We start from the raw sequence: 20,843 nt of genomic DNA, 5'->3' as shown, positions 1-20,843 counted from the left end.
CTGGCGTCGGTCAATGCCCGGACGACTCCTTGTGATTGTCCAGCGTATCGAGCAAGGCCACCTGCATCCGCGTATGCAGGCGGACGAACCAGCGCCAGAGCAGCGCCGCCACCGCAGTCGCCACCACGGCAATCAATACCAGCAACTTGTTGGTCGGCAAGATACTGGCCGACAAGGCTGCCAGCAGCAGGAAAATCACCAGCAGCGACAGGATCGGGATCACTTCGGCGATGACCCGACGCACGCGCTGCGTGTGGCGGCCGGCCATCTCCGGCGTGACACCCAACTCCGCCAGCAGCATCGACAACGCCTTGAGCTTGCGGTACGCAGCGATCAGGAACGGTAGCGACAACAGCAGCGCCCCACCCCAGATCAGTGCTTTTTGCCAGCTCGGATCGCTGATCCAGGCTTGCAGGTAAGCCGACATCCGCTCGGCGAAATAGCCGCCCGAAACAAAAATCGCGATGACCAATGCCAGGTTGATGCCAACCTGCAGCAGGATTCGCCTGATCATGGCGGCCACCAGGGCGCTCTCGCCCTGTGGCTGAATACTGCGCAACCATTCGCCATACATGCCCAGCACGCGCGTCAGCCGTTGCGGCATTGCCGAAGCCAGCCTGACTGACAGCGGATCCGCGGCCCGAATCAAGTAAGGCGTCAGCAGCGTAGTCAGTACCGACACAGCCACCGCCACCGGATAAAGAAAATCGCTGGTGACCTGCAAGGTCATGCCCAGCGAAGCGATGATGAACGAAAATTCGCCGATCTGTGAAAGTCCCATCCCGACTCGCAGGGAGGTGCGTCCGTCATTGCCAGCGATAAAGGCGCCGAGACCACAGGAGAGCATCTTGCCCAGCACGACTGCGCAGGTGATCACGGCAATCGGCCAGGCGTATTCAAGCAAGATCGCCGGATCGAGCATGAGCCCGATCGCCACGAAAAATATCGCGCTGAACAAGTCGCGCACCGGCTCTACCAAACGTTCGATTTTCAGCAACTGCCGGGACTCGGCCATGATCGCACCGATCAGGAATGCCCCCAGCACCATGCTGTATTCAAGCTTCACTACCAGCAGGCAGAAGCCGAAGCAAAGTCCCAACACCGTGATCAGCAGCATCTCGTTACTGTCGAATTTCGCCACGTACGCCAGCAATCTGGGCACCAGCAGGATACCGATGACCAACGCCACGATCATGAACAACGATAACTTGCCGACCGTGGAGAACACCTCGCCGGAACTCACCGTGCCGCTGACGGCGATGCTCGAGAGCAGGGCGATGATGCCGATGCCGAGGATATCTTCGACGATGAGTACCCCGAAAATCAGCTGCGCAAAGCGCTCGTTTTTCATTTTCAGGTCATTGAGCGCCTTGACGATGATCGTGGTTGAGGAGATGGCCAGGATCGCGCCGAGAAACAGCGAGTCCATGGTATTCCAGTCGAACCAGCGGCCGATTTCATAGCCGATCCAGATCATCAGGACAATTTCGAGGAATGCTGCGATAAACGCCGTGGCGCCAACCTTGAACAGTTTGCGCAGGCTGAATTCCAGCCCAAGGCAGAACATGAGGAAGATCACCCCGAGCTCGGCCAGGGTCTTGATGGTTTCTTCGTCGTGGATGAAACCGAACGGTGGCGTATGCGGGCCAATGATGAAGCCGGCGACGATATAGCCCAGCACCACCGGTTGCTTGAAACGATGAAAGAGTACCGTTACCAGCCCCGCCACCAGCATGATGATCGCCAGGTCCTGAATGAAGCTGATGGCATGCATAGTGAGGGCTCCTTGTGTGAATTACCTCGACGCGGAGTCGGGCGGTTCCGGTCCTTTTGTAGGAAATGCCTAAGTTGACGGGCTTTTGCAGGTTAACACCGCGACTTCCTGCAAAAAGACGGTGCAATATATGGAAACAGATCCACCCAAGCGTGACGGCAAGCAACGGCGCAGCGTCCCGATATGGGTGGCTGGAAAACGAGTGGCCACACCCCAACGCCCGCAGAGGCGCCTCCCCGAAATTGCTGCCTTGAACCGTGAGAACGTTATGGAACCCGGAAACGCCCAGCTGTCGATGACGGTGTTGATGACCCCCGATATGGCCAACTTCTCTGGCAATGTCCATGGCGGCACCTTGCTCAAATACCTCGATGAAGTTGCCTATGCCTGCGCCAGCCGTTACGCCGGCCGCTACGTGGTGACGCTTTCGGTCGACCAGGTCATCTTTCGTGAGCCGATCCACGTCGGCGAGCTGGTGACGTTCCTGGCGTCGGTGAACTACACCGGCAACACGTCGATGGAAGTGGGCATCAAGGTCGTGACCGAGAACATTCGTGAACGCTCGGTGCGCCATACCAACAGCTGCTTTTTCACCATGGTGGCCGTGGATGACCAACGCAAACCTGCTCCCGTCCCGCCATTGCACCCGCAGAACAGTGAGGAGAAGCGCCGCTACGAACAAGCCCAGCAGCGTCGGCAGATCCGCCAGGAGCTGGAACGGCGTTATCAGGAAATCAAGGCGGACGGGCCGTAAAGCCACCGAAAACCAACTGTGGGAGTGAGCCTGCTCGCGATAGCGTCAGCCCAGGCAACCGAAATCCCGTGGCGAGGGAGCTTGCTCCCGCTGGCCTGCGTAGCAGGCCCTGGCACTCCTGCAGGCAGACCGCATCAGCCGGTTTCGCGACTGCTGCGCCCGAGACGTCGGACCGGCCGAGCGGGAGCAAGCTCCCTCGCCACAGGGGCACCAGACATCAATCTGGCTCGCTCCCCTCAGTTTGCATGCGTCAAAGGCTGATCGGCGTGGCCTCGAAGCGCACGCGTGGATGGGCAATACGATCCTGGGCACGGATCAGTTGCAGCTCGTAGCTGGCACACGCCTGGGTTTCCAGCAGCACTTCGTGTACCGCCGAAGCGGTGAATTCGAATGCTGCCACCAGGCTGTCGCCCAACAGTATCCGCGCCAGGAACAACCCCGAGGTCAGGTCACCTACCCCTACCGGCTGACGGGGAAACGCCAGCAATGGACGACGCAAGTGCCAGCCCCCGTCAGCCGTGACCAGCAACATCTCGAAGCTGTCGTCGGGCTTGCCGGGGTAAGCCAGGTGTTTGACCAGCACCACCTTCGGTCCACGAGCCAACAGCCCACGTGCCATGGCCAGGCAATCGAACAATGATTGCGCCTTGCGCCCGGCAAAACTGTCCAGTTCCAATTGGTTCGGACACATGATGTCCGCCACGGCAGCGGCCTCTTCCAGCAGAAACTCGCTCACCTCGGGCGCCACGATGCAGCCCTTCTCCGGATGCCCCATGACCGGGTCACACAGATACAGCGCCTTGGGGTTGCAAGCCTTGATCCGCGCAACGCCTGCCAGGATCGCCTGCCCCTGGGCCGCGCTACCCAGATAACCGGACAGCACCGCGTCGCAATTGCCCAGCTCGCCAATGGCCGCGATCCCCTCAACGAGAAGTGGAATCTGAGCAGGCGCCAACACTTCTCCGGCCCACTGCCCGTATTGGGTGTGATTGGAAAACTGCACGGTATTGAGCGGCCATACATTGACGCCGACTCGCTGCATTGGAAACACGGCAGCACTGTTGCCGGCGTGACCAAATATCACATGGGACTGGATGGCAAGCAGATGAGGCGTACGTTTCATGCAGGAAGCTTCCGTAAAACGAATGAAATTCAAGCGGCGCAGTATGCGACTAAACGCAGCCTGTACGACAGACCGGCGACGCAGTTAAGCTGACGGCAACTTGTTGGAGCACTTCGTTCATGCTGACCCTTGGAAACATTTTCGTGCTGATGCTGCTGGCTACCGGTGGCGCCTGGCTGTGGCACAACCACGGCTTGCGCGAACGGGCTCTGGCGAGGGTCATGCAACACTGCGCCAATCTCAAGATCGAGCTGCTGGATGGCAACGTGGCGCTGCGCAAGATCGGGTTTGTGAAAGACGGCAGCGGGCGACGGCGCCTGGCACGTGTCTATAACTTCGAATTCACAGTGACGGGCGAGACGCGTCATACCGGCACCATCACTCAATTCGGCGCCCACAGTGCACACATCGAACTGGCACCCTATCCGATGCCGTTCGAAGAAACCGTGCAGGCGCCCATCGAACCGGTCCAGACCCGGCCCCGGGCCGAGGTTATCGAGCTGAGCCAGTGGCGTCAGGAACACAATAAATGGAAGCCCTGAAACGAGGCTGACTCAAGGGTGGCGGCAGCTCGCCAGGCTCGCTTGAAGGACTCCCACGTCTTGTGGTTCGGCGAAGATCAGTTCGATTCGCGAATCCTCTCGCCACTCGCTCGCTTGCCACTCTAGCGGCCCTGCGTCCAACGCATTGGCGGAAACCCAACCGCCCTCGCTGTGGATAACCATCTTCGCGCGTTTCCAGCCTTTGCCGTGCAGCCATCGAGACAGCTGCCCGACGTCGAATCGTAGGTCTGGATGCCAGCGCCAACCGATACTCCAGCTTTCGCCCTGCTGCTGATGCAGGCAGATTGGCAACGTCGGGTCACTCCAGATGGCCGGCATCTGCCCCAGGCTCTTGGGCACATTCAAGTTATCCACAGCCAAGTTATCCATAGCTCCGTCGCCGCGATTCGCCAGGCCGGGCAGCCGATCAATCGGCAACGCAGCCTGATGGGTCCAATACAGCGCAGTCTCGGGCAATTGGGAAGTAATGCCCACGCGATCGGCGTCGGTAAGGTCTTCGGACTTGTTCAGCACCAGCAACCCGGCGTCAGCCAGGACCTGTCGTTGCGCATCGGGCAACGGCTTGCCGTTCGCCATTGCCTGGGCATCCAGGACCAACACACAAGGCTGGATCGCCAGCACGCCAAGCCAGGGCGCTTCGTTCAGCTGTCGCAAGAGCTGCGCCGGATGACCCAGCCCGGAGGGTTCGATGAACAGACGGTGCGGCCGCGCCTTGCGCAATAAACGGCCAAGGCCGATCTGAAACGGCGCTCCATTGACGCAACACAAACAGCCCCCGGCCACTTCGCCCAATGCGATACCATCGGCGGCCTGGGTCAGCAGCGCGGCATCCAGGCCGATCTGGCCGAACTCGTTGATCAGCACGGCCCACCGCTCATCAGCCGGACGCTGAGCCAGCAATTGCCTGATCAGGCTGGTCTTGCCTGCTCCCAAAGGGCCGGCAATCACATGGGTGGGTATGTTCTGCAACATGATCGATAGGCTTCAACGGAGGTTTAAATGCGAATGATCGGTTGGCTGTTACTGCTGCTGACCTCGACCCAGGCCTTGGCCCAGGCGTGTGTAGTGCACAGCCAGGCGGAACGGCTCGATGTCAGAGTCTGCCAGCAGAACCGCAACATTCCGCAAAAACTGTTCGCCGACGGCTTCTGCCAACCCAGTCTGGCCGGGCAGAAGGTCGATGTGCAGTATGTCGATCAGTGCCCTGGCGGGGCATTTGGCATTTGCAGCAACGCCCAGGTCGCCAATATGCCTTATCGCCAGGATATTCACTATTACGGCGTGGCCACCGATGCGGCTTACCTGAAACCCTTTTGCGAAAGCCAAAGCCAGGGAAACTGGCTCAAGCCTTAGGCCAACCAATCCAACGAAAGGATCAAACGCCGTTCGCCGGGCGCCAGTTGCGGTGAGCGATGGATCAGCCCGTGACCTTCATTGCCTTGCCACTTTTCACCTTTGAGCAGCGCCACATCACCGCTGCGCATCTGCTGAATCAGACTCGCGTCGGCAGGCTCTGCTTCAGGCTGGGCTAGTCGTCGACGGTCCATGACGCCTTCCATGAGCCATTGGCTGCCGACGCCGGCATAGGTGGTGATCAGCCGCACCGGCACATGGTCGACGTGAAAACGGGGGCACATTGCATTATCCAACGCTCGCAAGCGCAGACCGACGCGCCGGGCACCGAGGAGGCAGGCAAACGCACTGACCAGCCAGGCGACATCCGCGACGAACCCTTCATATCCGTGCAGATCGCCGAAACCCGAGGCAAGGCCATGCAACACCGGCTGCGTATCCTCGCCCGGCAACTCAAGCACCATTGACTCGGCCAGGGGCTGGCCCATCGAAAGCAGCATCGCCGCAAAATCGCCGATATGCGCCGGGAGGTGACGCTGCCACACGGCCAGGTTGGTGTCGTCATCCAGAATCTGCGCGAAGGTAAGCGGCGTATCTCCGTGGACCTGACGCAGCTGCTTCAGACGAGGCGCCAGCATCACGCCGCAACCTCGTCATGCCACGGGCCGAACGGGTCTGGCAACTGCCGCCAGCGCTCGATGCCCAGGCTCATCTCCCCGTCTGTTAGCAGGCAAGCGTCCAGTTCGGTGGCGAGCAGCGCGAAGTCTATATTCTGACCAATGAATACCAGCTCCTGGCGGCAATCACCGGAGGTCGCCAGCCAGTTTTTCATGATCGCGGCGATGCTCTCCTCATCCTGCGGCCACTGGCTTTTCGGCACGAACCGCCACCAGCGCCCGGCGAACCCGTGACGCATCAACCCGCCGGCCTGGGACCAACTGCCGGCTTCCTCATGTTTGCTGGCGAGCCAGAAGAAACCTTTGGAGCGCAGGAGCGTGCCGTTGGTCCATGGGCGGTCGATGAAGTTGAAGAAACGTTGTGGATGAAACGGTCGACGGGCGCGGTAGGCAGTCGATGCGATGCCGTATTCCTCCGTTTCGGGCACATGCTCGCCGCGCAACTCGCGCAGCCAACCGGGCGCCTGGGCCGCGCGTTCAAAGTCAAAGCGGCCCGTATCAAGGATCTGCTCCAGCGGTACCTGACCCATGACCATGGGAATAATCTGCGCTTGGGCATTGAGACGCGACAGGATTGCGCTCAACTCTTCTCGTTCGGAGCGGCTTATGAGATCAATCTTGCTGATCAGGATCACGTCGGCGAACTCGATCTGCTCGATCAGCAAATCGGTTATCGAGCGCTCATCTTCTTCTCCTAGGGTTTCGCCCCTGGTGGAAAGGTTTTCGGCGGCCTGGTAATCCTTGAGGAAATTCACGCCATCGACCACTGTCACCATCGTGTCGAGCCTCGCAACGTCCGCCAGGCTGCGCCCTTCTTCATCGCGAAAGGTGAAGGTTTCGGCGACCGGCATCGGCTCCGAAATGCCCGTGGATTCGATCAGCAGATAATCGAAGCGGCCTTCCCTGGCAAGCTTGCCCACTTCCTCCAAGAGATCCTCGCGCAGCGTGCAGCAAATGCAGCCATTACTCATTTCGACCAACCGTTCTTCGGCGCGATTGAGGCTGACATCTCGCTGCACTTCGCTGCCATCGATGTTGATCTCGCTCATATCGTTGACGATAACGGCAACGCGCAGGTTGTCGCGATTACGCAACACATGATTGAGCAAGGTGCTTTTACCAGCCCCGAGAAATCCGGACAGCACGGTAACGGGAAGACGGTTAGGCATCAGGTTTATCCTCATCGGGGCGGCCGCTTCTGTGGCTCGTATCAGGTTTCGGTTCGGCTAAAGGGGTCAGTCTTTTTTTATGTTATAGTATTACACTCAAATACAGCCAACCCTTTCTGCTTCCGGGCTTTTACAAAATGCTCAGCTTCTTCAAATACCTGTTCGCGGCGCCACTGCTGCTGATAGCGATGGGCGTTTCGGCGCAAGGCGCTTTGTTGGGTACCTGCACCCGCAGCGCCAATGTGCTGGCCTGCGTAGATGGACAGGGCAATGCCTACAGCGTCGCTACGGCTGGCAATACAATTTATCTGCGAGGATACGAGGTGGCTGGCCACCGCTACTGGGCCCAGACAAACAGCCGATACGGCCAACTGACCTTCTTCACTGGACTGGCCTCCGATGGCGAAGCCTGGGTTGGATACAGCCGCCGAGTGGGTTGGACGACGATCAACCGTTTTTCCAGTTCTGGCGGCACCAAGGGCAGTTTTATGTGCGGTCGCATGAACGGCTGTCAGGAGTCTTCACGCTAACGTTTCACGTGGAACCATCGGGGATGAAACTCTATTCATGAAAAAGGTCTCGTCGATTTTATTGTTATACTATAACATTAAAAACGAATCTCTCTTGGACCTTGAAAATGAACGCGTTAACTCTGCCGGACATTGCGGCGCAGGCGTCTCGTCAAGCCATGCCGCTGGATTGGGTGGGCATGTGCGATATTGCCGTGCCGGTGCTGGTGGACGGCCAGCGTTTGAGCGCCTCTGCCGATGCGGGCGTCAGTCTCGATGATGGCGAAGCGCGTGGCATCCATATGTCGCGTTTGTATGTGGCACTCGAAAAGCTTGAGGACACCGCGCTTTCTCCGGACCTGTTACGCCGGATCCTGCAAGAGTTTCTGGACAGTCATGAAGGTCTGTCCCGGAGTGCATCACTGACCCTGCGCACCGATCTGATGTACAAGCGCCCCGCTTTGATCAGCCCACTCGCCGGCTGGAAGCGTTATCCCATCGTTATCGAAGCCCGCCTTAAACACTCAGTGTTCCACGTGGAACTTCAAATCGGAATTCCTTACTCGTCTACTTGCCCTTGTTCGGCGGCGCTGGCGCGGCAATTGATCCAGCAGAAATTCCTCGACGATTTCGCGAATACAAATCTGGAGCACGCTGAAGTTCTCGCGTGGCTAGGTTCTCAGAAAGGTATCGTGGCCACCCCTCATAGCCAGCGCAGCGTAGCCATCCTGAACCTGCGCTTGGACGCCAAGCTCGATGAGTTTCCGGTGTTACCGCTGATCAACGAGGCGGAGGCGGCGCTCGGCACCGCTGTCCAAACCGCCGTCAAACGCGTAGATGAACAAGCCTTCGCGCTCGCCAATGGGCAGAACCTGATGTTCTGCGAAGATGCCGCGCGGCGCTTGAATATAGCGCTGAGGCCGCTGCCCTGGATTTCCTCTCTTGACGTACGAGTCGTTCATGCGGAAAGCCTGCACGCCCACGATGCCGTCGCCCAAAGCCATTGGCAACGGGAGGAATCATGATTCGTTGCCAGGGATTGAGTTGGGGTATCCCCGGGCACCCTCTCACTCCACCTCTGCACATGGAGCGCCCGGAGGGCAGCCTGACCGCAATCATTGGCGCCAACGGATCAGGGAAAAGCAGCCTGCTGAAAGTTATCGCCGGGTTACAGAAGCCACTGACGGGGAAGGTCTCGCTCAACGTTCAACGGCGCGGCGGCGTGTCGTTCCTGCCTCAACAGCAGCACCTGGATCGGCAATTTCCCATCAGTCTGCAGGAATTGGTGGCAGCAGGTTCCTGGGGTAATCGACAGGAACCTGCCGCACGCAACCAACGACTCAAGGCGGTTCTCGACGACTGGGCCTTGAGCGGTCTGGAACACCGTCCGCTGATGGCGTTATCGGGTGGCGAGTTGCAACGGGCCCTGCTCGCGCGACTGAGCCTGACCGAAGCGCCACTCCTGTTGCTGGACGAACCCCACGCAGCCCTTGATGAAAAAGGCCAGGCACTGCTGTGGGACAACATTCAGCGATGGCATCGCGAAGGGCGCACCCTGGTGGTGGTTTGTCACGATTTGGCTGCGGTGCATCAACACATTCCCCATACATTGCTGATCAATCCGTCCGGCTGCGTATTGGGTCGCAGCGCCGAATTGATCGCCCCGACGCCTTACACACAGGTCGCTTGATGCTTACCGCCACCCACTTCTGGCAGCCCTTCCAAGAATTTGTCTTCATGCGCCGGGCCTTGTTGGGCGGATTGGTGTTGGCATGCAGCACGGCTCCGCTAGGCGTGTTCCTGATTTTGCGGCGCATGAGTCTGATCGGCGATGCGGTAGCTCACGGCATCTTGCCGGGCGCGGCCCTGGGTTTCTGGTTCGCCGGTCTGAGCCTGCCAGCCTTGACGGTGGGTGGCCTGGGCGCTGGCTTGAGCATGGCCGGGCTGGCGGCGTGGATCACCCGCCGCACCGGCCTGCGGGAAGATGCCAGCCTGGCGGCGATCTACCCCATCTCTCTCGCCGCCGGGGTGTTGATCCTCGGTATGGCCGGTAAACGCCTGGACTTGCTGCACCTGTTATTCGGCTCGGCGCTGGCGGTGGACGGCCCGACACTCACCGGCATGCTCTGGGTTTCGGCGGCCAGTCTGGTGGCGATGGCGTTGATTTACCGCCCGCTGTTACTCGACACCCTGGACCCACTGTTTCTGCAAACCGTCAGCCGTCTGGGTCCACTGGCCCACGGCGTATTCCTGACCCTGGTGGTGCTGAACCTGGTCATCGGCTTCCAGGCCATCGGCGCGTTGATGGTGGTCGGCCTGATGATGCTGCCGGCGGCCGCGTCGCGATTCTGGAGTCGTCGCCTGCCGATGTTGATGCTGGTCGCTGCATTGCTCGGTTGTCTCTCGGTGTGGCTGGGCCTGCTGTTGTCCTTCTATTTTTCGCTGCCCAGCGGGCCGGCCATCGTGTTGGTGGCGGGCGCGTCATATCTGTTGTCCGTGGTATTCGGTCCGGTGCACGGCTTGCTGCGCCGCCCGCCCCTGCTTACATCCCAATGAGGTGTTACCTGATGCGCGCCCTGCTCCTGATATTCAGCTTGATGCTGTCCATGTCCCTGTCTGCTGCTGAAAAACTCAAGGTGGTGACCAGTTTCAGCATCCTTGCCGACATGACCCGACAAGTCGGCGGCGAGCATGTCCAGATCACCAACATGGTGGGGCCTGACGCTGACGCACATACCTATGAACCCACGCCGGACGACGCCAAGGCGTTGCTCGGGGCGAAACTGATCATCAAGAACGGGTTGGGCTTCGAGCCGTGGCTGGATCGCCTGGTGACCAGCACCGAAACCGGTGCCCCGGTCATCAGTGCCAGCCGTGGCGTGATTCCACGCTCGCTGGAAGAAGATGGCGAGACCATCCCCGACCCGCACGCTTGGCATAACCTCGCCAACGCCGTGCTTTATGTCGGCAACATCACCAAGGCATTGGAGGCGGCCGACCCGGCGAACAAGGCCGACTACGAACGTAACAGCCAGGCGTACCTGAAGAAGATTTATGCACTACTCGCCGAAGCCAAGGCGAAGTTCGCTGCGTTGCCACCGGGCAATCGCAAGATCGTCACGTCCCACGATGCGTTCGGTTACCTGGGCCAGGCTTATGGTATCGAGTTTCTGGCGCCGCAAGGGTTGTCTACCGAGCGTGAACCGTCAGCCGCGGAAGTCGCTGCGTTGATCACCCAGATTCGTCAGGCAAAAGTCAAAGCCGTGTTCATGGAAAACATCAAGGACGCGCGCCTGCTCAAGCAGATCGCCGACGAAAGCGGCGCGCACATCGGTGGCACGCTGTACTCCGATGCCCTCGCCGCCAGCGGACCGGCCAGCACCTTTACCGGTCTCTTCGAATACAACCTCAACACACTCTACGAGGCACTGGGGCGGCCCTGATAACAGGCCGCTGATCAAGCCCTCGGCTTGACCGTCCCGCAATCCTGCCCCAGCCATACGGCGCGGGTGTCCAGGCTGCCGTTCTGCTGGATACCCGTGGCGTTGAACGTGCCATTGACCTTGGTGGTGAATTCGCGATCGCTCTGGAATGTCGCGATACCGTTGCCCTGGGCTTTCGGGCAACTGAAGCGGAATTTCCACTGGTTGCCGGTACGCTCGGTGATCTGCTGCTTGCAGCCTGATTGCGGATCCTGCAGCGGGATGTCATTGGTCTGCACCTGTGCCGGCGTCAGGCACACCCGAATCCCCTTGCCCCCCATGGTGATGCCCTGCTTTTCGAGCATTGCCCGCTGTTCAGGCGTCATCTGGTTCTGCAGTTGACCAAGGATCAATTGAAGGTCCGGCAGGTTCTGGTTGTCGACTTTCATGTTGCTGGTCGTCAATTCCCACAAGCCTGGTTGAAGCATCTGCGCCTGAGCCGCCACAGGAACCGACAAGCCAACGGCCAAGGCCAAACCCAGCAGACGAACATTCATTGCACAAACTCCAGAAGACAAGTGGCCGTTAGACGCTGCCTTCAGGCTTCGGTTCAGACCCGCACCGAGTGAATTAAATAGGGACATTCGCCCTGGAACATGGTCTGTTAAGCATTGAAGTTTCAGGAGCAAGGCAGCCCCATGGATTTTTTTGGCCCGCATGTTTTCGGTTACCTGATCGCGCTGCTCCATACCCTCGGCTCCATCGCCGCCGTCCATGCGGTGCTGACGGTGCGTACCGCCCAGGGCTCGATTGCCTGGGCCCTATCGCTGGTATTCATCCCCTACCTGACGTTGATTCCTTACCTGGTCTTCGGCCGCAGCACCTTCGACGGCTACATCAAGGCACGTCGACAAGCCAACGAGGAAATGCGCAAGGCGATCTCCGAGCTCAACTGGCGCCCCTGGGTCGAAGAAGCGCTGGCCGCTCGCGCGTCCCAGGCCTACGCCTCGTTACGAGCCATGCCGAAGTTGGGACGCACGCCGTGTCTGGCAAACAATCAGGTGCGTCTGCTGGTTGATGGCCCAGCTACGTTCGAAGCGATTTTCCAGGCCATCGAGAGCGCTCGCGAAGCGGTTCTGGTGCAATTTTTCATCATCCACGACGACCGGCTCGGTCAGCGCTTGCATGCGTTGCTGCTGAAGAAAGCCGCTGAAGGTGTGGCGGTCTATCTGCTTTACGACCGTATCGGTAGCCATTCCCTGCCCCATCGTTATGTCCAGGCGTTGCGCGACGGTGGCGTTCACGTCAAAGCGTTTGCCACTCGCAGCGGTTGGCTTAACCGGTTCCAGGTCAACTTTCGCAACCACCGCAAGATTGTCGCCGTGGACGGCGTCCTGGGGTTCGTCGGCGGGCACAACGTGGGCGATGAATACCTGGGGGAAAAACCACCCCTGGCACCGTGGCGCGACACTCATGTAGAGGTACGCGGCCCAGTGGTAGCGAGCATGCAGGAGTCCTTCGCCGAGGATTGGTTCTGGGCGGCGCGCTCCCTGCCGCCGCTGATTCTGCCGGACGCTTATCCGGACGATGGAGTGCTCTGCCAACTGCTGGCCAGCGGTCCGGCCGATGCCTACGAAACCTGCTCGCTGTTCTTCGTCGAAGCCGTTCATGCGGCAAGCGAACGCATCTGGATAACCACGCCGTATTTCATTCCCGACGAAGCGGTCTTCGCGGCTTTGCGCCTGGCCGTGCTGCGTGGCGTGGACGTGCGCATCCTGTTGCCGTCGCGACCGGATCACCGGATCGTCTACGCTGCGTCCAGTCTCTATGCGTTCGAAGCGGTGCGCGCCGGCGTGCGGGTGTTTCGTTATGAGCCGGGTTTCCTGCACCAGAAAGTGGTGCTGATCGACCGGGAAATCAGCGCCATCGGCAGCGCGAACCTGGACAACCGTTCGTTCAGGCTGAATTTCGAAGTCATGCTGCTGACCGTCGACATGGCCTTTGCCAGCGAGGTCGAGCAGATGCTCGAAAAGGACTTCGCCCAGGCCCACGAAGTGGCCAAACGGGAAAGCCGGGAAACCCACCGCCTGCAGAAGGTCGGGATGCGGATCGCCCGGCTGATTTCGCCGATTCTTTAAGGCGTGTAGATGTCGTCGCGGGTCCAGGGCAGCTCATGGCTACCATCAGCGTGGGCCTTCACCGCGAGGATCTGATGCAGGTTTATCCAGCCCTTGGCGAATGCATAGGCGCAGCCGGCCAGGTAAAGACGCCAGATCCGCAGCGCCTGTTCCGGCACTTCCCTGGAAGCGGCTTCGAGGTTGTCCTCAAGGCGCTCGCTCCAATGGTCGAGAGTGCGCGCGTAATGCATGCGCAGGCTTTCCACATCGACAATTTCCAGCCCCGCTTCGCTGATCTCGGCGGAAATCATCGACAGATGAGGCAACTCACCGTTCGGGAATACATACTTTTCGATAAACTCACCCGCGCCGCGACCTACCGGACGCCCGTCGGTGTGCTTGGCGGTAATCCCGTGATTCATCACCAACCCACCCTCACGGACCGCGCCGTACAGCGTCTTGCAGTACTGCGCCAGGTTGGCATGCCCGACGTGTTCGAACATGCCGACGCTGACCACTTTGTCGAATCGGCCATCCTGGGGCAGGTCCCGGTAGTCCAGAAGCTGGAGCTCTACCTGGTCCTCCAGGCCTTCGACCTTTACCCGCTCCCGCGCCAACGCAAGCTGCGCCTTGCTCAGGGTAATGCCGAAGACCTTGGCGCCGAATTCCCGTGCGGCAAAGCGCGCGAGCCCACCCCAGCCGCATCCGACGTCCAGCAGGTAATCGCCGGGTTGCAGGCGTAGCTTGCGGCACAGATGGCGGAATTTGGCTTGTTGCGCTTGCTCGAGGGTTTCACTGCCGGTTTCGAAATACGCACAGGAATACACCATGTCGCTGTCGAGCCAGAGCTGATAAAACGCGTTGGACAGATCGTAATGATAGGAGATGGCCTTGGCGTCGGTTTCCTTGTCGTGCACCGCACGCACCGGCAGGTGGCTCTCGTCTTCGTCCACCAGAGCCTGGCTCAGCTCATCACACACCCGGATGACTTCGTTGATCGAGCCCTCCAATTCGAGTTTGCCTTCGACAAACGCCGCTCCCAGGGCATCCAGGCTGGGATGGGTGAATTGCGCGACCATTTGTGGGTCCTTTACCACGATCGTGACGCTGGGATCGGCACCCAGCGTAAATTCATGGCCGTCCCAGAGCCGCAACCGAAGCGGTAGGCGCAAATTCTGTAAGGCCGGTGGAAGTTGAGCCAGCATGTAATAACCTCCCCATGTTTCAGATTGTTTCAGACGTCTGAAATGAGGGTAGACCATCGTGGAAAAATAGCAGGCTATCGAATTTATAGCCTTTTTCTATCGTCTTCCATCTACCGCCGAGCGGTGACTGCCTGGATTGGTGGGCCCTCTCGCTAGAGACTGCGGGTGCGGGCGACAGTTCGCTCGGGGGTCGTCAGCGGCTACCCGGCTGGATCTTCGCCAAGGGCTCGTGAAACCGCAGCAGTCGTCCCGCATTGCCCAGCACCAGCAATGTGCTCAGGTTATGCAGCAACGCGGCAATCATCGCCCCCGCTGCTCCGAGCCAGCCGAACGCAGCGAAAGCGACGATCGCCAGCGTCCAGCCCAAGCCGATGATCACGTTGACCTGCAACGTGCGTCGGCACTGGCGACTCAACCGCACGCAAGTTCCGAGACGTCGCAGATCACTGCCGATCAGCACGATATCCGCCGACGCCAGGGCGATATCGGCACCGCCCGCGCCCATCGCTACGCCCACCACACCGGCTTTCAGCGCAAGCGAATCGTTGATCCCGTCACCCACCACCATCGGACGGAAACCCTGGTCGATTTCGGCCATGACTCGGTCAAGCTTATCCTCCGGCAGCGCCTGTGCCTGCAGCTCGCTGATACCGACATCGTGCGCCAGGGCGGCGGCCACACTCTGGCGATCACCCGTGAGCAATAACTGGCGTCCCAACCCCAGCGCCCGCAGTTCGGTCATGGCCACCCGCGCTTCCGGCTTGACGCTGTCGGCCAGCAGCAGCCAGGCGCGAAACTGCCCGTCCAGTGCCAGGCCGGCGATCGGGCCGTCATGACTGGGAACGGTCGGTGTCTCGATGCCCAACCGGGCAAACAATTCGGGTCGGCCAAGGGCGGCCTCCCCCTGTCCTGTCATGGCAACTACACCGAGGCCCTGGCGTTCGTGAATATCGGTCAGCGGCAGATAATCTTGCGCTGTCACCAGCCCCGCCAAGGCACGACTGACCGGATGACTGCTGGCCGATCCGAGGCTCGCGGCCAATGGCAGCAATGCGGCAGGGTCGTCCTCGGTACTTTCGATCGATTGCAGGCGCAGGGTGCCGTAGGTCAGGGTCCCGGTCTTGTCGATGACCAACGAGGTGAGGTCCGCCAGCTCCTCGAGAAAAGCCGAGCTGCGAATCAGGATGCCGTGGCGCGCCGCCACCGCAATCCCGGCGATGGCTGTCGCCGGGGCTGACAGCACCAAGGCACAGGGACACGCCGCCACCAGTACCGCCAACATCGCCTGGGCGTCATTGGTGACAAACCAGGTAACCGCCGCCAGCAACAACACCAGCACCAGATAACTTCCGGCGTAGCGTTCCAGCAAACGAGTAATAGGCGGTTTCGAGCGCTCGGCGTTCTGCATCAGCGCAATGACTTTGCCCAGCGTCGATTCATCGCCGGTGCGGGTCACCTTCAGGCGCAACAGACCGTCGAGGTTGATCGCGCCGCCAAAGACTTCAACACCCGCCATGGCCTCCAATGGCACCGACTCACCCGTAATGGGCGCGGTATCGAGGCTCGCTTGGCCGGACAGCACCCGACCATCGGCGGGCACCCGGTCGCCGGCGCGGACCTCCACCACATCGCCGGGTCGCAACGTAGCGTTGTCCACTTCGATGATCGAGCCATCAGCCTGCACTTTGCGTCCCTGGCTGCGGGTCAGTTGGCCAAGGGCATCGATCGCTTCCTGGGACCCGATGACGCTGCGCTCTTCCAGCACATGGCCGAAAATCATGATGATCGGCAACAGCGCCGCCGTCAGCAGGTCGCCGGTAGCCCAGGCCCCCAGCATCGCCAGGGCGATCAATTGATCGGTAATCCCATGCAGGCTTGGATAACGCAGGCTGTACCAGGCCGAGCGCATCACCGGCACCGCGACCAACAGCGAGGCAAACCCCAACAGCAGTTGGCTGACGGTACCCTGCTCCGGCAACCAGACGCGCCAGGCCAGGCCCAGGGCAAGCAAGCCGAGGGCGAGCATCGCCAGGGTCAGTTGCCGAGCGGCCGAGCGTTGCTCGGCGGTGGACAGCATCGGCATGTTGATACTCTGCGCGGTCATTGCCCGCCTCCCTGGATGATCAGACGAGAATCGTCTTTCGGGTCGACCGTGGTGACGGAACCAGCCCGACCAAGAATCCCGGGCATGCGTTCGCGGTACAGACGCTGCAGCATCTGCGGATCGCTGTCCTGGGTTTTCGCCAGCCCCGACACCGAGGCTGTATCGGTCGACGCCTTGGCAAGTCGTTCGCTGGCCTGGGCATGGGCGACTTGTAACGCACGGTCGGCTTCCTCGCGGGCAGCCTGGGTCTGTTTCTCCGCCTCGGTTCGGGCGTTGGCGACCGCTTTGTCGGCCTGCTGGCTGGCCGTCAGCACCGCATTGAATGCGCTCACCGCCGGCCCCGGCAGGCTCGATTGCACGTCGACCCGCACCACTTCGATCCCCAAGCCCTGCCCTGTCGCGGTCAGGTCAGCCAGGCGCCGATTGATGCCCTGCACCAGGTCGCCACGCAAGCGTTCACGGCGCTCCGCGGCCTGGGTATCGCTGCCCATCAGTTCGGGGCGGGCCACCAGAATGGTGTCCAGGTCTCGCGCCGCGGCAAGCGCCACCGCACTTCTCGTCGCCAACCGGTCCAACGCTGGCAATACACGTTCGCCTTGGAGGACAAACGCATAAGGCTCGATGACCTTGTAAAAGAGCCGCACATCAAGTTGCACCACGCCCGCATCGCCGGTCAACAGATAACCGGAGCCCGCGAGTTCATCGCTGACCGGCGTGGCAAAACTGGCGACGCGATCAGCCTGCAAGGCCGCATCCGAACGCAGCAGACTTTCCACCCGGCGCTCCAGCACCCGGTCTGCCGCCGGCAACAAAATTACCTGCTCCACGGGACGCGGCCACGCCAGCAACAGACCGGCGTTCTGGATTCGGTCCAACGCACCAAAGTGTAAAACCACCGCCCGGCTCTGCGGATCGATTTGCCGCACATTGGAAAATACCCAGGCCAACGCCGCCAGGACAGTCACAGCATAGAGCGCGAGGAACGCCAGACGCCCGGCTTGAATCCACGGGCTGGATAACTCATTTGTTCCACGTGGAACCACGCTCATGGTTGTGTTCCACCTTTAGGCTCCAGGGCGGGTGGACCATCCACCAGAACGCGAAACGGTGCCGCATCAGTGCGCAAGATCAGTTTGGTGCCGGGGCCGACAATGGTGTTCAAGGTGTCCAGCGAGCGCAGCAAATTATAAAGCTGCGGCGAACCGGCATAGGCCTTGCCGTAGATTTCAGCTGCTTCGACGCGGGACTGCGCTTCGATACTGGCTGCTTTAACCGTGGCATCAGCCTGCATGATTCGCGCATCGCGTTCGGCCGCCGAGCGAATCTGCGCCGCTTCGCGTTTACCGATGGCTGTGCGCTCCGTGGCGATGGTTTCACGTTCGGCACGCATGCGGTCCACGGTCGCGGTGAGCGTCACCGAGGGCAACGTCAGGCGTTCGATGCCCACCTGCAAAACCCGAACGCCATAAGTGGCGAGCAATTGTTGCTCGATCTGCTGACGCAACTGGGCTTCGAAATCGGCGATATGCACCTGACTGGCGTCGGTATTGACCAGGTTTGCCAAATCAAAACTGGCCGCCGTTGTTTCCAGCGCCGAGCCGACGAAGGTGCGAATCTGCCGCGCGGCTTCGTCCGGCTGATTCTGCACGGCGCGCATGAAGCGCTGCACATGGTCCGGGTCACCTTGGACCTGCCACGCCACATAGGCCTGGACGATGATCCGCAGACCGTCACGCGTACCGACGTCCTGCAATCCGCTGGAGGTGGTGCGCAGCCTCAGGTCTACGGGGATCGCCGCCTCGAAAGGTGCCGGCCAGCGCCAGCCCAGGCCGGGTTGCAAAAGTACCCGCGCCGGGTTGCCGAAACGGGTAATGACAGTGGCCTCCCCCGAACGCACCTGTACCAGGCTGGCGGCCGCAACGGCAAACGCCACCAGCAGCGCGGCCCAGCACATCCGCCGCCATGGAAACGGGCCGGCTTGCTGCGGATCGCCATGATGGTGGTGATGTCCATGATGATGCCCGGCATGACCGTGATCGTGACCGGCATGGTCGTGATGACCATGGGAAGAGGACTGGCTCAATGGGCAGCTCCTGGCTGGACAGGTTGGTTTGGCGATGCGGGATCCGCCGGCAGCGTGAAAGTGCGCAGGTCAATGGTCGGCGCGTTGCCGTTGCCGCCCAGGCGATGGTCAAGGATCAGTAAGCTGGCGCTGCCGAGGCCCTGGCTCAGTTGACCGAGGTATTGCTCCAGCACGAAGGAATGGCCAGCCGTCGCGTAGGCTTGGCGCTCGGCGCGAAAGCGCAGGTCGGCGGCTTGGGCAGTGGCGTTGATTTCACGCGCCGTGGCTTGGGCCTGGTCGTTGGCAGTGCTGGCTTGCAGTTGCGCCTGGTTGACCTGCTGCGCAGCGGCGCCACGCTCGCGGGCGATTAACGCCTGGGCGCCGATCTGCGCCGCTTGCACACCGTGGTAGGCATTGGCTGCGCCGGCCGGCGGATGGATCGCCTCGACCACTGTCGCAAGAATCTCTACGCCACTGTCGAGCGATTGCAGATCGGCCTGTACAGCGCGACCGATTTCCTCCGCCAGGCTGACACGGTCCGCGCCCAGCAAGCCATCCAGCGTGCGCGAGGCAAATTCATGCACCAGGACGCGGCTGGCCGTGCTGCGAATCAGCGTCGGCACATCCGCACTGTGGTAAGTCGCCGCCAGCGCCGCTGCATCCGTCAGGCCGATGCGATAGACGAAGCGTACGTCCATGTTGACGATCTGGAAGCTCTGCTGATCCGCGCGACGGCTGGCGATAACCTGGGATTTGTCATTCACGTGGCTGGCATCCCACAACCGATTGGCGATAGCCGGAGCCGGTCCCTCTGCCGGTTCCGCGACCGAGGCCGTCTTGCCGTCGCCGCTGGTAGCCAACTCGTGGACGACACCGTTCTCGACGCTCAATACCCTGCCCCATGGCCATGGCAAACCAGCGTGGAGGCCCGGACCAAAGACCTGTACCGGCTTGCCGAAACGTTCATAGATGCCGCGCCCTTGCAGCGGCACCTCATGCACGCCGGTCAGCAGCCACCCGACCAGCGCCACCAATGCCAGCACCGGAACAAATGCCCGGCGCATGTAGCTGAACGCCCAGATCTGGCGCAGGTCGATGCCAAAACGATTGTGCAACTCATGCTGCAGGGCCAACAGCGGTCGCGGCGGCCAGCGCAGCAGATCGGCGACCACACTGCGTCCCAAAAGTGTCGGTTCCAAGGTGTTCCGGCGCGGGCTGAATAACGCCAGCAGCGCGCGTAGCATCAACTCCACCGCCACCAGGCCCGGCAACAAACCGATCAGCACCGCCAGGCGTACCGGCCAGAGGGACGCCTCCCCGGCGAAGAGCAGACACACGGCAGCCAGTACCAGCACGATGATCGGCACCCGTGTCAGTTGCGCCAGCGGCGCCGCTTCGGGCCATTCGATCGGCGACTGTTGAGCCAGTTGGCGCTCGAACACCAGCAACCCGAACGCCAGCACTAACGAAAGCACCGCGCCGACGCTGGCCGCCACGCCAAGCGAAGCGGCAGGCAACGCCAAGTCCCAGGTTTGCTCCAGAACCAGCAACGACAGCAGCGCCCAGCCGGCAAGCCACAGAAGCGGTCCGCCGATTTGCTGCAGCAGACCGATCCAGCGCGCGCTGATTCGCTCAAGCAGGCGCTCGTACCAACCCGAGTTATCAACAGGCTCGTCTTCAACAGGCAGGATATCCACCACCGGCAGCAGGGCCTTGCTGCGCCATTGCGTGATCCACCAGGCCGATTGCAATCCGGCCACCAGCACCGATAAAGCCGCGCCTTGGCTCACCAGCAACGCCGGCCATATCGATTGTGGCGAAAAAAGCCCGATGAAAAACGCCGACACCAGCCCCAGCCCCGCAAGGCTGCCCAATACGAGCGCGATCCGCTTCAAGCGCAGCCCTTGGAATGCGGCGCGCTGGAAGCGCGGCCAGTCGGCCACGTGTGCCCCGTCTATTTCCAGATCGACTTGCATGTCACTCCACTGCTTGTGGCATTCGAGAACCGGAC

20 protein-coding genes are annotated in these 20,843 nt (G+C 61.0%); 9 read left to right on the top strand and 11 right to left on the bottom strand.

All coding sequences use genetic code 11. From position 1 onward, the window contains the following. Positions 1-10: 10 nt before the first annotated feature. Entirely contained in the window at positions 11-1,774 is a 1,764-nt protein-coding gene (locus M1E16_RS00180) for a cation:proton antiporter (protein WP_458128909.1), read from the bottom strand. 268 nt (positions 1,775-2,042) lie between these two features. Between M1E16_RS00180 and M1E16_RS00175 the strand changes: the two genes are divergently transcribed. After that, complete coding sequence (locus M1E16_RS00175) at positions 2,043-2,528, top strand: acyl-CoA thioesterase (protein WP_305497705.1); 486 nt, start codon at positions 2,043-2,045, stop codon at positions 2,526-2,528. A gap of 250 nt (positions 2,529-2,778) precedes the next feature. Here the strand turns inward: M1E16_RS00175 and pdxY are convergent, their stop codons facing one another. After that, positions 2,779-3,651 (bottom strand): pyridoxal kinase PdxY, encoded by an 873-nt coding sequence (gene pdxY, locus M1E16_RS00170; RefSeq protein WP_434570629.1) that lies wholly within the window; start codon positions 3,649-3,651, stop codon positions 2,779-2,781. Positions 3,652-3,770: 119 nt separating this feature from the next. On the opposite strand from pdxY, the gene M1E16_RS00165 reads away from it, so the two are divergent. After that, positions 3,771-4,193 (top strand): DUF3301 domain-containing protein, encoded by a 423-nt coding sequence (locus M1E16_RS00165; protein WP_458128908.1) that lies wholly within the window; start codon positions 3,771-3,773, stop codon positions 4,191-4,193. Positions 4,194-4,205: 12 nt separating this feature from the next. Here the strand turns inward: M1E16_RS00165 and M1E16_RS00160 are convergent, their stop codons facing one another. Next, positions 4,206-5,186, bottom strand: a complete 981-nt coding sequence (locus M1E16_RS00160; RefSeq protein ID WP_458128907.1) for a CobW family GTP-binding protein — start codon at positions 5,184-5,186, stop codon at positions 4,206-4,208. A 27-nt stretch (positions 5,187-5,213) separates the two neighbouring features. Between M1E16_RS00160 and M1E16_RS00155 the strand changes: the two genes are divergently transcribed. Then, the gene (locus tag M1E16_RS00155; RefSeq protein WP_458128906.1) at positions 5,214-5,567 is read left to right on the top strand and encodes an NADH:ubiquinone oxidoreductase; all 354 of its coding nucleotides are present in this window, start codon (positions 5,214-5,216) and stop codon (positions 5,565-5,567) included. Here M1E16_RS00155 and M1E16_RS00150 read toward each other — a convergent pair. Then, a complete protein-coding gene (locus M1E16_RS00150) occupies positions 5,564-6,205 on the bottom strand; it encodes a DUF1826 domain-containing protein (RefSeq protein WP_434699190.1) in 642 nt (213 codons plus the stop codon). The genes M1E16_RS00155 and M1E16_RS00150 overlap by 4 nt on opposite strands. Further along, on the bottom strand, positions 6,205-7,413 hold the full coding sequence (gene zigA / locus M1E16_RS00145; protein WP_458128905.1) for a zinc metallochaperone GTPase ZigA: 1,209 nt from the start codon (positions 7,411-7,413) through the stop codon (positions 6,205-6,207). Before zigA ends, M1E16_RS00150 begins: the two co-directional genes overlap by 1 nt. Before the next feature lie 137 nt (positions 7,414-7,550). On the opposite strand from zigA, the gene M1E16_RS00140 reads away from it, so the two are divergent. The 5 genes from M1E16_RS00140 (at position 7,551) to M1E16_RS00120 (ending at position 11,365) form a co-directional block, all read left to right on the top strand. Further along, entirely contained in the window at positions 7,551-7,943 is a 393-nt protein-coding gene (locus tag M1E16_RS00140) for a glutamine synthetase (protein ID WP_458128904.1), read from the top strand. Between the two features lie 107 nt (positions 7,944-8,050). Next, the gene (folE2, locus tag M1E16_RS00135; RefSeq protein ID WP_458128903.1) at positions 8,051-8,947 is read left to right on the top strand and encodes a GTP cyclohydrolase FolE2; all 897 of its coding nucleotides are present in this window, start codon (positions 8,051-8,053) and stop codon (positions 8,945-8,947) included. Next, on the top strand, positions 8,944-9,612 hold the full coding sequence (locus tag M1E16_RS00130; RefSeq protein WP_434626833.1) for a metal ABC transporter ATP-binding protein: 669 nt from the start codon (positions 8,944-8,946) through the stop codon (positions 9,610-9,612). The genes folE2 and M1E16_RS00130 overlap by 4 nt, the downstream gene beginning before the upstream one ends. Continuing rightward, positions 9,612-10,478, top strand: coding sequence for a metal ABC transporter permease (locus tag M1E16_RS00125; RefSeq protein WP_434654456.1), 867 nt, complete (start codon positions 9,612-9,614; stop codon positions 10,476-10,478). Before M1E16_RS00130 ends, M1E16_RS00125 begins: the two co-directional genes overlap by 1 nt. 11 nt (positions 10,479-10,489) lie before the next feature. Next, a complete protein-coding gene (locus M1E16_RS00120; RefSeq protein WP_434570646.1) occupies positions 10,490-11,365 on the top strand; it encodes a metal ABC transporter substrate-binding protein in 876 nt (291 codons plus the stop codon). 14 nt (positions 11,366-11,379) lie between these two features. Here M1E16_RS00120 and M1E16_RS00115 read toward each other — a convergent pair whose 3' ends face one another. Further along, positions 11,380-11,901, bottom strand: coding sequence for a DUF3617 domain-containing protein (locus M1E16_RS00115; RefSeq protein ID WP_434570647.1), 522 nt, complete (start codon positions 11,899-11,901; stop codon positions 11,380-11,382). Positions 11,902-12,042: 141 nt separating this feature from the next. Here M1E16_RS00115 and cls point away from each other — a divergent pair, with 141 nt between their 5' ends. Then, the gene (gene cls, locus M1E16_RS00110; protein ID WP_434626838.1) at positions 12,043-13,482 is read left to right on the top strand and encodes a cardiolipin synthase; all 1,440 of its coding nucleotides are present in this window, start codon (positions 12,043-12,045) and stop codon (positions 13,480-13,482) included. Here cls and cfaB read toward each other — a convergent pair. From cfaB to M1E16_RS00085, 5 genes are all read right to left on the bottom strand, one after another. Further along, entirely contained in the window at positions 13,479-14,666 is a 1,188-nt protein-coding gene (gene cfaB / locus M1E16_RS00105) for a C17 cyclopropane fatty acid synthase CfaB (protein WP_458128902.1), read from the bottom strand. The two genes, cls and cfaB, sit on opposite strands and share 4 nt — an antisense overlap. A 193-nt stretch (positions 14,667-14,859) precedes the next feature. Further along, entirely contained in the window at positions 14,860-16,770 is a 1,911-nt protein-coding gene (locus tag M1E16_RS00100) for a heavy metal translocating P-type ATPase (protein WP_458128901.1), read from the bottom strand. Continuing rightward, positions 16,767-17,819, bottom strand: a complete 1,053-nt coding sequence (gene hflK / locus M1E16_RS00095; RefSeq protein ID WP_458128900.1) for a protease modulator HflK — start codon at positions 17,817-17,819, stop codon at positions 16,767-16,769. Before hflK ends, M1E16_RS00100 begins: the two co-directional genes overlap by 4 nt. Further along, a complete protein-coding gene (gene hflC / locus M1E16_RS00090; RefSeq protein ID WP_458128899.1) occupies positions 17,816-18,853 on the bottom strand; it encodes a protease modulator HflC in 1,038 nt (345 codons plus the stop codon). The genes hflK and hflC overlap by 4 nt, the downstream gene beginning before the upstream one ends. Further along, positions 18,850-20,808, bottom strand: a complete 1,959-nt coding sequence (locus M1E16_RS00085; RefSeq protein WP_458128898.1) for an SPFH domain-containing protein — start codon at positions 20,806-20,808, stop codon at positions 18,850-18,852. The genes hflC and M1E16_RS00085 overlap by 4 nt, the downstream gene beginning before the upstream one ends. Between the last annotated feature and the right edge of the window lie 35 nt (positions 20,809-20,843).

The sequence above is a fragment of the Pseudomonas sp. Z2-11 genome (assembly GCF_054161305.1).
This window is presented reverse-complemented; position numbering and strand designations above follow the sequence as displayed.